12 protein-coding genes are annotated in these 14,880 nt (G+C 54.6%); 1 reads left to right on the top strand and 11 read right to left on the bottom strand.

The genetic code is table 11. From position 1 onward, the window contains the following. Nucleotides 1-151 precede the first annotated feature (151 nt). The 9 genes from AB4P91_RS01540 to AB4P91_RS01580 all read right to left on the bottom strand — a co-directional run bounded on the left by AB4P91_RS01540 (nt 152) and on the right by AB4P91_RS01580 (nt 10,257). Entirely contained in the window at nt 152-676 is a 525-nt protein-coding gene (locus AB4P91_RS01540) for a hypothetical protein (RefSeq protein ID WP_060765712.1), read from the bottom strand. Next, nucleotides 673-1,836, bottom strand: coding sequence for an ATP/GTP-binding protein (locus AB4P91_RS01545; RefSeq protein ID WP_395604167.1), 1,164 nt, complete (start codon nt 1,834-1,836; stop codon nt 673-675). Before AB4P91_RS01545 ends, AB4P91_RS01540 begins: the two co-directional genes overlap by 4 nt. Beyond that, complete coding sequence (pglX, locus tag AB4P91_RS01550) at nt 1,833-3,629, bottom strand: BREX-1 system adenine-specific DNA-methyltransferase PglX (protein ID WP_060765714.1); 1,797 nt, start codon at nt 3,627-3,629, stop codon at nt 1,833-1,835. Before pglX ends, AB4P91_RS01545 begins: the two co-directional genes overlap by 4 nt. A gap of 71 nt (nt 3,630-3,700) precedes the next feature. Continuing rightward, nucleotides 3,701-7,261 (bottom strand): BREX system P-loop protein BrxC, encoded by a 3,561-nt coding sequence (gene brxC / locus AB4P91_RS01555; protein ID WP_395604168.1) that lies wholly within the window; start codon nt 7,259-7,261, stop codon nt 3,701-3,703. Between the two features lie 11 nt (nt 7,262-7,272). Then, complete coding sequence (locus AB4P91_RS01560) at nt 7,273-7,929, bottom strand: DUF1788 domain-containing protein (RefSeq protein WP_060765716.1); 657 nt, start codon at nt 7,927-7,929, stop codon at nt 7,273-7,275. Then, complete coding sequence (locus tag AB4P91_RS01565; protein WP_395604169.1) at nt 7,926-8,537, bottom strand: DUF1819 family protein; 612 nt, start codon at nt 8,535-8,537, stop codon at nt 7,926-7,928. Before AB4P91_RS01565 ends, AB4P91_RS01560 begins: the two co-directional genes overlap by 4 nt. Continuing rightward, a complete protein-coding gene (locus AB4P91_RS01570) occupies nt 8,530-8,733 on the bottom strand; it encodes a helix-turn-helix domain-containing protein (protein WP_395604170.1) in 204 nt (67 codons plus the stop codon). Before AB4P91_RS01570 ends, AB4P91_RS01565 begins: the two co-directional genes overlap by 8 nt. A gap of 205 nt (nt 8,734-8,938) precedes the next feature. After that, complete coding sequence (locus AB4P91_RS01575) at nt 8,939-9,991, bottom strand: ADP-ribosylglycohydrolase family protein (RefSeq protein ID WP_395604171.1); 1,053 nt, start codon at nt 9,989-9,991, stop codon at nt 8,939-8,941. A gap of 11 nt (nt 9,992-10,002) precedes the next feature. Beyond that, the gene (locus AB4P91_RS01580) at nt 10,003-10,257 is read right to left on the bottom strand and encodes a hypothetical protein (RefSeq protein ID WP_395604172.1); all 255 of its coding nucleotides are present in this window, start codon (nt 10,255-10,257) and stop codon (nt 10,003-10,005) included. A 119-nt stretch (nt 10,258-10,376) separates the two neighbouring features. Here AB4P91_RS01580 and AB4P91_RS01585 point away from each other — a divergent pair, with 119 nt between their 5' ends. Then, complete coding sequence (locus AB4P91_RS01585) at nt 10,377-11,249, top strand: WYL domain-containing protein (RefSeq protein WP_010463608.1); 873 nt, start codon at nt 10,377-10,379, stop codon at nt 11,247-11,249. A gap of 155 nt (nt 11,250-11,404) precedes the next feature. Here AB4P91_RS01585 and AB4P91_RS01590 read toward each other — a convergent pair whose 3' ends face one another. Further along, nucleotides 11,405-13,033 (bottom strand): GTPase, encoded by a 1,629-nt coding sequence (locus tag AB4P91_RS01590; RefSeq protein ID WP_177095211.1) that lies wholly within the window; start codon nt 13,031-13,033, stop codon nt 11,405-11,407. Further along, the gene (locus AB4P91_RS01595) at nt 13,020-14,879 is read right to left on the bottom strand and encodes a hypothetical protein (RefSeq protein ID WP_177095213.1); all 1,860 of its coding nucleotides are present in this window, start codon (nt 14,877-14,879) and stop codon (nt 13,020-13,022) included. The genes AB4P91_RS01590 and AB4P91_RS01595 overlap by 14 nt, the downstream gene beginning before the upstream one ends. Between the last annotated feature and the right edge of the window lies 1 nt (nt 14,880).

Consider the following 14,880-nt stretch of genomic DNA (forward strand, 5'->3'; position numbering starts at 1 on the left):
CCCCCCTTGGGCAGGGTTTTTCTCGCGTGGGCGGGCGTAAAGCCATCCGGCACGGGCTTAAATGGTCCGCTCGGCGAGCGGTGGCTGGACTGAAACTGGCGCAGCGCCTGAACGTCGACGCACCCGCGGGCACCTAGCAATGCCATAATTTTCATGGCCGTGCTTCTGCAGCGGGCAAGCGGATGACAGGCCACTTGGGGAAGTTTTCGTTCCAGGTTTCTATATTGAATACCTGACAATTCACGACTAACTGTCGCTTCCAGCGCGGCACAGCTTTACCCTTAGGAGGGAGCATCCGCTCAATTTCGTCGGAAAAGTTGGGCAGCAACTCGCTCTCCAATGTGACCAAATTTAAGTAGTGAACGGGCTTATCAAGCCGAGCTTCAGCCCAGCGATAGATGAACGAATCAAGAAATTTGGCAGCAAATGTACTGCTGAGGGTGCCATCATTAAGTTCAGTACGAAACTTTTCTAGGCCTTTGGCCTGAGCCTTCGGATTGCCCGGATCCTTGACCTCTACAAACACAATAGCCTGCTCGAATTCGACGACAAAATCCACCCGGTGCATCTCTGCCAGACCGTGATAGTTCGGGCGCTCTGGCTTCATTTGATCAAAGACAATGGCATCAACTGCATCGGTAAAGTCAATCTCAAGATCGCGTTCGCGGAGCTTCATTTTCCCAAGCCCCCCATCTTTCGATTGACTTGTTCTTTCGTCAGATCGTTGAAGGTGTCGGCAATCGCATTAGGGGTGATGGCACGGTAATCATCCATGCTATCTGCCTTCACCTCGCCTGTTTTTTCATCTCGATATAAGGCATGAAACATCACATGATCGCCCTTGCCCTTATTCATCAGCAGGTCGATCCACTTCAGCAACACATAGTCATGCGTCGCCAGAATCACTTGCTGGCCGTTGCGGGAGAGTTCCAGCAAAATTTCCACTAGAAGCTTCATCAGCTTAGGATTGAGGTTCGATTCGGGCTCATCCCACAGCAGGGGGCCACTTACACCGGGGTTGAGAGTACCGTTGGTTAGCAAACGCTGGAGCATGCCGATCTTACGGAAGCCCTCGGCGGTCATGCCGCTTGATAGCACTGCAGTCTTGGCAGGCACAAATCGCGTAGTGGCCTTTTGAAATACTTGCGGGGCTTTTGTTTCAGCACTGCTTTGCCCCAACGTTTCAACATACGTCCCAGACTGAAAACTGAAGCCACCGTTTTCCAGTTGGTAGCGACCACCAATCAGATTGGCAAGCTTCGGTACGATACTGTCAAAGCGCGGATCTAAATTGATCCTGGACTCAGGATCATCCACGCTCTTGCGCAACAACATCTGCGCCAGATCCAGATAACCGTCATCGAAGATCAACTCGACTGTGCGTTGGTCATGATTGGCATCAGTCATACCACGCACCAGCGACAAAACTTCTTTGGTAGGTACAAATATCGGCTCGGCCCGATAATTTGCATACGCAGCGTTGGAGTTGACGGTGGCTACTTCTGAAGAGCCATTGAAAGTAAGGGCAAGTTCTTCGCCTAGCGCAAACGTTGCTTTAAGCTGCGCATTGCCACGGGCACCGGGACGGCGCATGTTGCCTAGCTTGTCATCCAACGGCATGAGAAGCCGAACCAGTTTGCGGGTAAGGGCTAGCGCAAGTTCGTTGCCAGTGCTGCCAACCTGCAAGGCGCCACCCCCACATAAGGCATAAACGCTTTTGAGAAGCTGGGTTTTACCGTTGCCATTCTCGCCAATGATTACGTTGATCTTGGGGGAGAAATCAATGGTCAGGTCAGTGAAAGCGGTGAATTTCTTAAGTTCCAGGCGGGTAATCATTGAATGGCCTCTTTGAGCATTACCGCCTTCTCCGCTTCAGAATTTCCATCAATTAGGCGCACAAACGCACCTTTGTATTCAGGCTTGTGCTGGTTCTCCAGCACAAAGGCTGTGGTGGAGACCACCTCGCCACCGACACTGTCAAATGCTCGTGCCCCCAAATGCGCCATGGACAGGATGGTGTGCTGTCCCAGAATGCGAGCACGCAGTAACTCGAACGAGGACAGAAACATCCAGCTTTGCATGGTGATCATGGCCACTGCACCTGCTGGCACGGCCAGATCAAGATTGCGTTCGATAAACATGGCAAACAGATCGGATTTGCTGCTGGGATAGTTTTCCTTGGCCCAGGCGCCCAGCCGCCCATTCATGCCCTTGCCGCCCATATACGGCGGGTTGGCGATCACCACCGCGTAGCGCGGGCTCAGGTAATCGGCCATGCGCAGCACCTGCAGCACCTTGGCGTGGGTTCCGGCAAGGAACAGGTTGCCCACCATGTCCTTAGCTTCCAGTACCGGCAATACGTTCTGCACGCTGGTGAGATTAGGGCGAATCAGCGAGCCAAAGTTGTCGGCTTCCTCGAACTGTTTGAGGGTTTCGCGCAGGTCGATGGTGAACAGGTCGCGCCCCACGGCTGTAATGTATTCATCCAGCTCATCGTGACTGAACGCCACCTTTTCCAGCACGCAGATGTTTGGCTTGATGGCCTTGTTGAAAAAGCGGCGCTGTTTGGCGCGGGCTTTCATGGTCAGGGCAAAAGCGGCCAGCTCCCCTGCTCGCTCATCTAGCTCGATGCCGTAGAGGTTGTGGGTAAGGATTTTCTCGGGGATCTCACTCGGGTCCGTCCCAACTTCTTCGTAGATTGCATAAAGCAGGTCGAAGGCATAGGTGAGCATGTGGCCAGAGCCGCAGGCCGGGTCGCAGACTTTGATGTCTTCGGGCCGCGTGATCTTGAAACAGTCGGTTTCGAGAGCCTCGGGTTTGATGTAGTAGTCCATCTGCCCGACCAGTGATGAGCTAGGGTGGTTGAGCATCCACAGACGTCCTAGGGAATTTTCCACTAGGTAACGCACAATCCAGTGCGGGGTGAATAGCTGGGTGGCGGCGGGGATATTTTCAGGCGTGATCTTCTGGTTCTTTTTCAACCCTTCAAACACAGCGTTCTTTTTCTCAGAGATGTAAAACTGGTAGAGCCAGCCAATCACCTCAACATCCGTGCAAGCGTCTGGCGTAAGGGCTTCACGGGTGTAGGCCAGAACAGAATTGCCCGAGAGCAGGTCATCAGGCATCAGCAGCTCGGTGTAATCCGCGATGCGCTCGAATAGGTAAGGCATGGAACTGTGGAAGCTATTGCACTCGGCCACCACTAGCAGGCGGTAGGCCTCTTGCTGCGGGTCGTGGCTAGGCGCGGTGCCACTGAGCAGGGCTTGGATCTGCCGGCTGATTTTTTCGGGCACGCGATCTTCATCGATGTGGCCAGCTTTGGCTTCAGCCAGTATTTCCGGCTGGAACTGGCCTTCGTCAGCGGGCGATACCACGCGGATGCGCGTATAGGCATTCACATCCATAAAGCGCAGGGCGCAGAAGCGATTGAACCAAGTGTAGGCCACCTTGTCGATGAGCTGCTCGCGGCTGAATGCAGCAATCTGCTTTTCCAACTGGGCCACGGCCTGCGGATTCTCGCGGCGGGCGGCGCTGCTGACATCGAGTACCAAGGCGAGCTTGGCGCCGACTTGCTCCAGCAACAGACGGCGGGCGTGCTGTGCGAACTTCTTGAGTTTGGTGGTTTCCATCATTCGTCTCTTTATGGGCCAGCTCAATCATTTATTTTTTTTCACAAAAATGATCGGGGCACTTGTCCGTTTCAAATCTGTACGCGGTTGCCTGCTTGGATCTCTTTCAGCCAAGCTTCGCGCTGCTGCTGCAGGTAGTCATCCAGCTCGGTTTCATTGGCCAGCCAAGGTTTGCTGTAAGCCACCTTAATGGTACGCGCGGACACCAGGCGCGGTGGTTCGACCACTCGGGGTGGTTCTGCGCTTTGTGGTGGCGGACAGTCGATGCCCTGATTTCCCGATGGCTGCGGAGAAATGGGCGGAACTGGAGCAGATACCGGTTGCGGACGAGACAGTTGCTCCAATTTGAGCAGTAACTGCGCGTATTGATTGTCCTCAAAAGCACGCAGCTGATCGCGGATCATGGCGATTCGCTTCTGTCCTTGCATTGACTGCCGAGCTTCAATAAACGGCGCTGCGAGCTGAGCCTGCTGCTCGGGCTTAAGGCTGCTGTACTCGTTACCACCCTGCAGGCGCAGCTCCAACTCAGCAAGACGGCTGACTGCAGTGGCCTTTTCACTGGCTAGCTGATTGGCAATGGCTTTTTGCAGGGCCTCCAGTTGCGGTTTGGCCTGCTGTAGGCGGTTACCTTGCCAGGGTTTATTCTCGGTGAGTAATGCCTTGATGGCTTCAACCTCACTCGTGGCGACATAGGCGAAATTGTCTTCCTGCTCCTGCACCAGTTGGCGAGCCTGATCGTAAATAGTTTTTTGCGGGCTACCCATGAAGCGACGCAGCGGCTCAATGATCTGCTCTTTGGTGTCGAGCATGGCATCGGAGGCGCGGGACAGGTCGGTAAGGAACCAGCTGGCGTTTTTGCCGGCGATTTCCTTTAGGGTAGCCATCACACCATCCAGCACGCTGAGGAAACCATACAAGGCTTTTTGCCCATGCAGGTCGGCTAAATCAATCTCCAGCTCTTTGATGGCGTCGATGGTTTCACGTGCCAGAGCGCGGGCTTCGTTGCAGCTGGCGGGACGGTCGAAAAAATCGGCAAAGAATTCTTTTAGATGGCGCACCTGGGAGGCGCTGAACTCGATTTGCGGCTCCAGCACCAATGTGGTGTGAGCGTTGGTGTTACGCAGACTGCGCTCCAGGTTGTCGCCTTCCAGTGGGTTGCTGTCTTGCCGTACTTCCACCTTACTACGTGCGCAAAGCAATGCGAGGTTGCAGAGGATGGCCGCGTAGTACCAACCGTAGTTTTTGCGTTCGAAGCGCTCAAGTAGAGTTTTGACCGTGGTGCGCACACCGCCGCGGGCGTTACTCTGAATATAAGCCAGCAGCTCCTGCTCTGGTTCGGTCAGACTGGTGGCGTCGTTGCCAAGCAGGCCGTCTTGTGCCTGGCGCAGGTACTTGCCGATGTCGTTCTCGTTGAACGGCACATCGCGCAGCATGCGTAGGTTCGGATAAGTAGTTTCGATCAGCTGATAGATGCCTTTGAGAATACGGGCCTGACCGTCGTTGCTGCTGGCATCCACATCGGCAGCGTTGATGATCAAGTGCGCTTTGCCGAGCAGCTCTCTGGCACGATCCTGCAGTTCGGCCAAACGCTCCGTATTCTGAAAGCCCTTGGCATCGATAATGCGTTTGACTGCTTCCTGCTGGGTGCTGCTGTTCTGTCGGATGTATTTCTCAGTGCGCTTGTGCAGGGTGAGATCCTGCATGAACCGGGCATCAGCCGGCAGCACTACGCGCAGCTCATCGCGTCCCATGCTCTGCATGCGCTGCACGGTGAGGTTATCGAAGTTGTCACTTAGCGGAGTGACAATGTGGATGGCCAACTCAAACTCGCGGCTGAGCGAACGGTCGTCCATTCTGCGCGTATAGGCGTAGTCCTGGCCGTTTTCATAGCGAATTTTGCGCTGTTTGATCACACCGTCGAAAAGTAAGGTTTCCAGTTCCTTGATAACATCGGCGGATTCGATCTCAGTGTTTTTGATCTCTTCTTCGATGTCCTTCTCTTCGTCGGTCAGGTACTCGTAGAGCTCGCCATTGCGTTGGATGTAAGTTTGCTGCTCCAGCAAGTTGAGCGCCGCTTCCAGCTTCTTGCGTTGGGCTGGAATGTCTTCGCCAAAACGCTCCAGCATCAGCACATTGAGATTGCGCAGAGTGGCCTTGAACTCCTTGACGTACTTGACCAAGAACAATGCTTTGAGCACGCGCACCGCGTATGGGTCGCCAAGGTGCCGTTCGGCATTGTTGATGGCGCTTTGAATAGCGCTTTTCAGCGCGCCGCGAATGCCTTCGAACATGCGATCGAAGGTGGCCAGCCGGCCCACTGGCTCGTTGTCGATAGCCATGGCCACTTCGCGGAATACACCGAGCATGGAGCGTTCGCCCACCGAGTTGGCCTTGCCCTCAAAGCCGTTGTGCATGGATATTCCACGAATAGCCGACTGGAACAGCGGGAACTGGTACGGCACGAATGGGTAGCAGTAGGTGAAGTGCTCTAGATCGCGGAAGTTCTGATAGTGCTGGCCGCCGTCGGCAAACTCGAAGAGAGTTTTGAAGTTATTGAACTGTTGTTCGTAGACGGTTTTCAGCAGATCCGTACCGGTATCGTTCTTGGTCAACAAGCGCTTCTGGATCACTTCAGCTACGTCGGCACTGGTAAGTTTGAGGCGATTGGCAAAGCGCGCCTGGACACGAGAGAAGTCGTTGCTTTGCTGCTTGCTCATATCACCCATCACGGAGTCCATATCCTCCTGTGCTGTGACGATAATCCACGCCCGCCCTAGGCACTTGGTGGCCAGGCTTTCAGCCACAGTCTGTAGATTAGTCATGAGTTTGGTGTTATCGGCAATGTACTGGCCGACTTCATCGACAAAGAAGTTCAGGCGGAAGTTGGACGGCTGTTTGTCCAGCCATTCCTTGACCTGGTTGCCGAAGTCTTCAATGGAAACGCTGTGTTGGGCGCGGTATTTGTCGAGGATTCCTTTAGCTAGTGCCAGGTCTTCGCCAGTGATCTGAGCGTAGGCTTTGGCAATGTTACCGGCCTCCAGCAGCGCCTGTTCGCGACCACGCTCCCAGGACTTGTTCGCGATGCTCTGGTAGGCTTCCTTGAACGGACGAAACAATTCACGACTATCCAGATCACGCTCAAACTGGGCGATATAGCCCTGCTTACCGTAGTAACCGCACATCTCGTTAAAGACTTTGACGAATACCGAGAGCAAGGCGTCGATTTGAGTCTTGCTGATGATGTCGGCTTTCTGGTCAATGTTAAATAGGATACTTTTCGATGGAATTGCGACGGCTTTTTTAAACTTGGCGCGTAGTAACTCGTCGTCGGTTTTGATCTTGGGTAGGAAGATATCCAGTGCGGTACTGCCATCGACCTTGCGGTTTTCCAGCAGCAAGGCAAGCATTTTCAGCAGGTGCGACTTACCCGAGCCAAAGAAACCGGATACCCAAACGCCGTTGGCATGGTGATAGTCGGTGTAGGCATCCAGGAAGGGATCCAGCCGCTTAGCAACTTCGTTAGTGAGTACGTATTCGCTCAGCTCGTTGTACAGGCTGGTCTCGTCGTCAGCTTTGATGACGCCTTCAATCGGTCGGCCGACGGAGTTTTTGAAAATGCCATTGAGTTCCATTGACTGCTTCCTTACACCTGAGACTCGAAAATATTGAATGCGCGGTAGTACTTGTCATCGTGCAGCAAGCCAAACAGCTCCAGAGACGCGCCCTGCTCCAGCGAATGCCGATACTCACCGGGGAAGAACATCACCGTGGGTTTGTCCTTGGCCGTGCTTTGCAGATTGTTGAGCACGTTGTGCGAGCGAATATAGGGGAACACTTCACCGATGCCGGAAAGGAAAAGCACGTCGTAATCTGCCTGGGCAATACGTTCGCCAATAGCCGGGACCAGGTGTTCCTTGATATCCAATACACCCTGCAAAAGCTCCAGCAGACCTTCTTTATCCACATCGGGCTCAACCGCCCGGATCTGCTCCCACAAGCTGACACCTTCGTCACTGCCCTCACGAGCCTTTAGCAGGTCGATGGTCAGATCGTACAGGCTGACTTCCAATACCTTCACACCACGCCCCTGCAAACAATCGATACGCAGACCGGCCAACGTGTTGACCAGTTGCCGCTGCATGCGTTGTATCTCAAAGGCTTCAGCCGCCTTGAATTCGCAGATGTAGAACGGCAGATCATTATTTAGCCCCTTCATTTCCAGAAAGCGCTGACCGCTCATGACGTTCAAGAGGTGTTCAAAGCGGGCTGCCAGCGGCTGCTGACTGATTTTTTGGCTCATTGCAGCCACCTTTCAAGTTCATGGTCAGTTGCCGGGAATATCAGCAATTGCTCGTTATCGTGGCGAGCCAGTAAATGGGCCAGCGCTGGACTTATCAACACAGGCTGGATCTGGTGCTGTGCGCTGATCAAGTCGGCATCCCGCAACATGCGGAACAGGTTTTGCCGCAACTTGCTTTGCGTGGACGCAGCCAATTCATCCAGCTCGGCATGCCACAAAGCTTTGGCATTGCAGAAGGCATCGTAATCGCTTGTCGTAAGTTGGCGGCGCATAAGCAGGAAATGCTCGCGCAGAACTTCGCGAGCGAAGTCGCGGATGAAGGTATAGCGCCGGCAAGCTGCAGCCCACAGGAGGTAGCCTTGCTCGCGCAGGCTGCCATCCACCAAGAACTCCAGTTCCTCTGGATCCAACAGCTCCAGACGCGCGATCAATTCCTTACTGATACGTGTCGCTGCAGCTGATGTACGAACTTGCAACAGGTTCTCACCACGCACCTGCTCCCGTGTTTGCTTCCAATCACACAGCGCTAAATAGCGCTCCACAACCAGCGGTGCTTCCTGCAAAAACAGGCCGCCCGTGGTGAAAGAAAGACGATAACGCTCAGCCATCGCTTTGCACCTGTTGTGATTCGTCACTGGCTCCGCCAGCTTTGACCCAGGTATCCACCTCAACCTTCTGGAACTTCCACAACCGACCGACCTTGTGAGCTGGCATGCTGCGTTTGGCGATCCATGCATAAACGGTGTCCTTGCTGACGCCGAGGTGTCCGGCAATTTCATCAACACTGAGCCAGCGATCTGTCATAGCTAAATCTGCTCATAAAAATCCGCTGATATTAGCCGTTTTTGTCGGTTCTAATAAGGTTAAAGCTGATTCTCAGGATTAATGCCTGACAAATGCCTGTGCCACTTCAAGATGGCTTCAAAGGGCAGCCTAGCGAGCTTGCTTTGGTAAGCCTACGCAGCGAATAGCTCAGTGGCGAAATAAAAATGCGTCGCCATCAGCTCCCTCACCCGCTGGGATACATCTGCTCGATCAACTGATCGAACTCCCCACCATACCCACAGTAATCGCGCGGAACGCGTTCGATATCCTCGGCCATTTGCTCGATCACCTCACGCAATTCCAACTGTCCAAACCATCGAACTGGAATCGCCGCCGCACCATACTGAGCACCCAACAGGTGCCCGGCTATCAGCCCGGTGCTGTCGCTATCGCCACCGTGATTCACTGCCGTGATCACGCCCTCCTCAAACGAGCTCGCCGTCAGGGCGCACCAAAGACCAATTGCCAGCGACTCTTCAGCGACCCAACCGCCACCGAGTTCGTCGATGCGTTGCGGGGTGGGCTGGTAGCCTTCATAGAAGAAAAACAGCACACGTTCGATAAGACTGCGGGTTTCTTCCATACCGGGCTCTTGCCCGTATTTGGCCAGGCTTTCGGTGATTGCGTGTTCGAGGCTGTCTTGCCGGTCAACCATCCGCTGCAGGATGTCAGCGAATAGCCCTGCCGCAAGGTAACCGCTGGGGTGCCCGTGAGTCAGGCGCCCGGACTGGGCAGCGTAGTCGAAGGCGTTGGCAAAGAATGCACAGGGCGCTACGCGCATCACAGCGCCACAGCCTTTACTGTTGTTTTCGGCGACTGCGCCTAGACGTGGACTGACTTTGAGTGCATTGAGGCAGGTAGTGCCAGGGGCACGCCGAGACCAAAGTTCTGGCTGCTCGATCAGCCACCCGTCCGTGCTGACCGGAATCGCCGTAGGGTAATCCTGGGTCATCAACCAGCGCAGCAACGCATGATGGATAATGCTGGGAACGTGGCAAATCCCTCGCGAACTGCCGCACACATAAGCCCGCAGCAAGCCTTCGGCCGTGAAGAGCATCATCTGCGTGTCGTCGGTGATGGCACCGGTGATACCGAAAGTTGGGGAAAAATCAACGATTCCCTGTGGACCGAATTTAGCTTCGATTGCAGGCCAATCGAGGAACTCTACCGCGGCGCCCAACGCATCTCCGACGGCACCACCCAGAAGGCAGCCTTTGATCCTTTCAAGTCTGTTCATATCCTTCTCCTTCACACTGCTGGTATCAATTCTTGCAAAATCACGAGCTTTCTTTGCAACTGCTCGATGTGCGCTTTCTCAGCGCGTAGAGCCGAGCGCAGCTCCCGGTTCTCCATTTCGCAGATCCGTGCCCAACGCGCGTTCTTTTGATATCCAAGAGCCATTTGCCAGAGTTCACGCAACCTCAGGTACTGCAGCAGAAGCACCAGCAGGATTGCCCCCATCATCAGCAAAGCACCTGTCGAAACCGCTTCCGACATACTCATGTCCACTTCCTTCCGTGAGTTCGATAAATCTCGAAGACAGACACAAGATATGTAGTGTTATACGACAGGTCTAGAATGTAGACTTATACAGGTAAAGTATTCACGCACATGGAGCGGTCATGAAACGCAAACAAGACATCAAGCAAGTTCGCTGGGATCTGGCACTTCGCTATCGTCTGATCGAGACTGTCGCCTGGTGGGAAGGCCGGCTGACCACAGTGCACCTGATCCAAAGCTTCGGGATCAGTCGTCAGCAGGCGTCCAAGGACATCAACACTTACATCACCGAACATGCGCCTAAAAACCTTACATATGACAAGCAGCTGAAGGGCTACGTCCCCAGCAAACAGTTCAAGCCATTGTTCATCGACGACAGCGCCAGCGCTTATCTGCACCTGCTGAACCAGACCCATTCCCGTGCACCGCATGTGGAAGGTTTGGCCTTGGCGTATGCCCACACCATGGTTCTGGAGGTGCCGGACCGGACGATTCGACCTGAAGTATTGCGTCCATTGCTTAAGGCATGCCGCGACAGCGAGGTTATTGAAGTCGCATACGTTTCACTCGCTAACCCGGCTCCAGAAACTCGCTTGATTGCACCACACACACTGATTTACACCGGTATGCGTTGGCATGTGCGGGCGTATTGCGAGAAGAATCGTGAATACCGGGATTTTGTGCTGAGTCGTCTGCGCGGCCAACCGGAGTTCGAACGCAAGACCGAGAACCTCATCGACGAGGATGAAGACTGGAACACCAAGGTAGCCGTGATCATCGAACCCGACTCAAGGCTCAAGCCAGAACAGAAGGCAATCATCGAAGCCGATTTCGGCATGGAGGATGGTGTGCTGGTCATTCCGACACGCCGCGCCTTGGTCAAGTATGTGTTGCAGCGTTTTCAAATCGATCCGAAAAAGCTCGACCCCAAAGCGGCGGCGCAGCAGATCGTGGTGAGGAATCTGGATGAGTTGAAGCCTTGGCTTTATGAGTGACTCAACCCGGCATTTTAATTCGTGACGCACTGCATCACGAATTAATTGAACCTCCGAGATGGAAGAATAATAGGCGTGACTCTGGGCTCTCTGGAAGCATTCGCCCCGTCCTATGTCCGGAGCGAATGTTGAGATGAGATGCGTTAAGGACCAGATCAGTCTTGCGGGCGCAGTTCAATCAGTGCCTGTTCGAACAGAATTCTATCGTTCTCTGCGGCCTTGTCTTGTTGCACCAGAGCCTGGCTTTGCGCGTCGATCCACTCATCCATAGGTTTGAACACCTGCTCAACCACCAGAGTGATTTGGAACTGGTAGGCCTGACGCAAATCGTGGACAAACGAACTGGCAGAGTCGTCGATGGCTTTGGTACGACGAGCTTGCGCTGCCTTCTCCGCATTCTCTGTACGAATAGCCTGGTAGATGTCGTACAACGCCACGCCGACCTGTACCAAAGGCCCCGCCCAGCGACCCGCTGTACTGGCCCAGCGTCCCATGGTCTTGGGGCCAATACCTTTGAACAGTTTGGGCAGAAACTCTTTTCCTAGCTCCAGTGCCGCTTTCACTCCCTGTTCAGTCATGTCCTTGACATTACCCATGGGGACTTTCTTCAAGGCATCCTTGATGGCTGGCGACAGGATGCTTTCACCAGCATCCTGCGGCGCATCCAGATCCGCATTCAGCATGGCGTCAGCGTGTCGGAGAGTGGACTCGGCCAGTTTCTCACCGATTTCACCCAGGCTCTGCTGAGTCTTGGGCAGCTCGTACTCCAGCGTGCGCATCAGTTTGTCGCCCAGAGACTGGACAACTTCTGCCGCCCCCTCTTCCATCGCCTGGTTGGTGTCACCCCTGACTTGTCCTTCTGCTACTGAAGTAATCAGACTGACAATTGCCTGCTTTGCGCTACGACAATCGCGATCCAGGTGATCGTTTAGGCATGCAGTCAGACGGCTGCGCTCGTTTTCAATCTGCAGTTTGGCTTTCGTCAGCGCTTCAGCCTGACGGTCATTGCCGGCCTGCACCAACCGCAAATTGGCTTGTTCGATCGCAACCACCAGGTCTTTGCGACAAGCCGCGAAGATTGTCCCGGTGTCGCTTTGCTCAAGGAAGTCACCCAGCGCCTCCTCCAAGTCAAGAATGCCGCTGGCGCTTACCAGCGGCGCCTTGTCTTCGAGTCGTCCTTTGAGGGCGCTTCTGGCATTGACCCATTGCACCGGGACCTTGTCCAGAATGTTTTCAATACCGCGCTCACTCGCCGCACGCTGCAGATGAATGCGCAGGCGATCGGTGATGCCGACATAATCGCGATCGCCGACCGTAATACCTGCCTTGTTGTTGACGATGAGCATTAACCGGCGCTCTGAAGCGACGATATCGACCAGCCGCTCCCAGGTTTTCGCTTCGTCGGTGGCACCGCCTGCAGCGACCACGAACAACACAACTTCGCTATTTTGCAGCTGGTTCTCAGCCACCTCTTCATGCTCGATCGGCGCGTCGATGCCAGGTGTGTCGAGCAGCGTGTAATTGCCCCAGCGGTACTCAGTTACCGCGGCCGTTTCCGGTCGATCCGCCATCTTGGCATCTGCCCGCCCCATCAAGGCATTGAGCAGGGTACTTTTGCCAGCGTTGTAGTTGCCGTAGACCATGATTCGAGGGTGTAACTGCTCAGCCTTGGTCTGCAACCGGGCTCCCAGCTCATCACGTTGTTGTTCGGACAGCCAACGGCCCAGCGGGGTGCTGACCCGTTCATAGGTGTGGATAACCCGTGCGAAGTCAGGCAATGCCATGGGACAGCTCCTTTTCGATTTCCTGAATTTGAGTAAGCGTGTGCTGGCGCATCTCTTTTAATGCGCTGTGGAAGTTTTTCAACCAGTCGGCAATGTCGATAAAGCACAATTGGTCCAGTTGCTCATACAGGACATTCAGCCGGTTCTCGGCAAGCTCAAGCAACTGTTCGCGGGTCCCCAGTGAAACTTCGTCGCGGTTGTCGCCCACAGCCACTTCGATTTCTTCAGTGGTATTGAAGTATTCGCCCGCTGCGCCCCCAGCCTTGTTTCCCGCCCAGGCTCCAAGTGCGCCACCGATCAGGCCACCGATGACCGTCCCCACACCTGGCATAATCAAAGTGCCTAGAGCTGCCCCACCTTCAGCGCCCCCCCAGGCACCGAATCCTGCCCCGCCGGCCCTGCCGAATGACTCATTGCGGCGGGAGTCGAATTTGATCTTTTCAACGCGCTCTGAAAACTGAGGGGCTTCTCGGGCGACAGGTCCAACCGCTTGGTCCTGAATTTCAATGTTTTCGAATTTCTGGCCAATCGAATCACACAGTTCGCTGGCGTAATGCTGGAAAGCATGATCGAGCAATTTACGGCAGGCTTCAGAAAAAGCCTGGTCGTTCATCGCATATTGATCGGCATACTTTTCGATCTGACCCGGTAATTCTTTTCTGAGCTGGCTCAGAATATGATCGACGCTCAGCTTCAGGTCCTTACGCGCGGCGCTCAGCCCTGTTCTGATATCAACCAGCTCTTTTTCCAGCTGATCCGTCGATTCGGCCAGCTTGATGCAGAACGCCTGCAGATTCTTCAAGGGTGTCTGGCGCTTGAGGGCGAGCCCACTGGAACGGGCTATGTTGCCAATATCTGCGGCGAAGTCGGCCAGCCCACTGTCCTGCCAGCGTTGCGCCTGCTCCTGGGGGCCACCTTCCTCGGCATAACGCACCGAAATCGAGTGAATATTGATTTGATTCAGGAGCGATTGTGCTGATGGGTCAATCTTGGCCAGCTCCGACCCGACGTAACCAATCTGGTCATCACGATCGGATCGCGCCTTCATTACCCGTTGGTTAACCAAGTTACCCAAGTCATCAACATCCTCCTCAATCACATCGCTGCCAGTGATAAGCACCATGAGGTTTTTCTTTTTCTGGAGCAGCCCGACGACCTCATTCATATCGGAGTGCCGGCCAGGACTGCTAGAGTTGCTCAGGAATACGATCAGGTCGGCACACGCGACATAGTCGTCGGCCAACCGGCCGTTGACGCTGTTGACCGAGTGAACCCCCGGGGAATCGACCCAGGTCATGCCCGGCAACCTGAAACCCTGGATAGAGCTGGTCGCTTCCACCACGTCGACGCCAAAGCATCGCTGCTTGCTCATCAACTCTGCGGACATGGTTTCTGCAGTCCCGGTACTTTCGCGCCAGAAAAACTCGGGGCGAGGGGAAGCGCTGTCGATCAAGGCCGCGTCCGGAGCAGAGTTCCCGTAGGCGAGATAATTCCCCAGGGAGGATTTTCCAGCTTTGACCTTGCCGTAGACAAAGATCAGTAGCGAGTCATCGAAGTCCTTGCGAAACGAAGTATTGCGCTCATAGTTTTCGACATTCCTGATCCAGGCATCAAGCTGACTGTCGAGCCCCTGCTGACAGCGCTCAGCCATATCCTGCAACGGGTGACGCTGCTCAAGCGGGCTTTCACGCCAAGGCGAAGTCTTGCGCGCGTCGTCAAGCTTCTTCAGCTGAGCCTTGAGGACATTTTCCCGGCGATCGATCTGGCGTTTGACCTGATCGAACTCACCGGCAATCCCGGCGAAGACATTTAACAAATCATTTCTGTTGGCGTGGCGGTCTGTCATC

It is taken from the genome of Pseudomonas sp. B21128, from assembly GCF_044218865.1.
Classification (GTDB): domain Bacteria; phylum Pseudomonadota; class Gammaproteobacteria; order Pseudomonadales; family Pseudomonadaceae; genus Aquipseudomonas; species Aquipseudomonas iridis.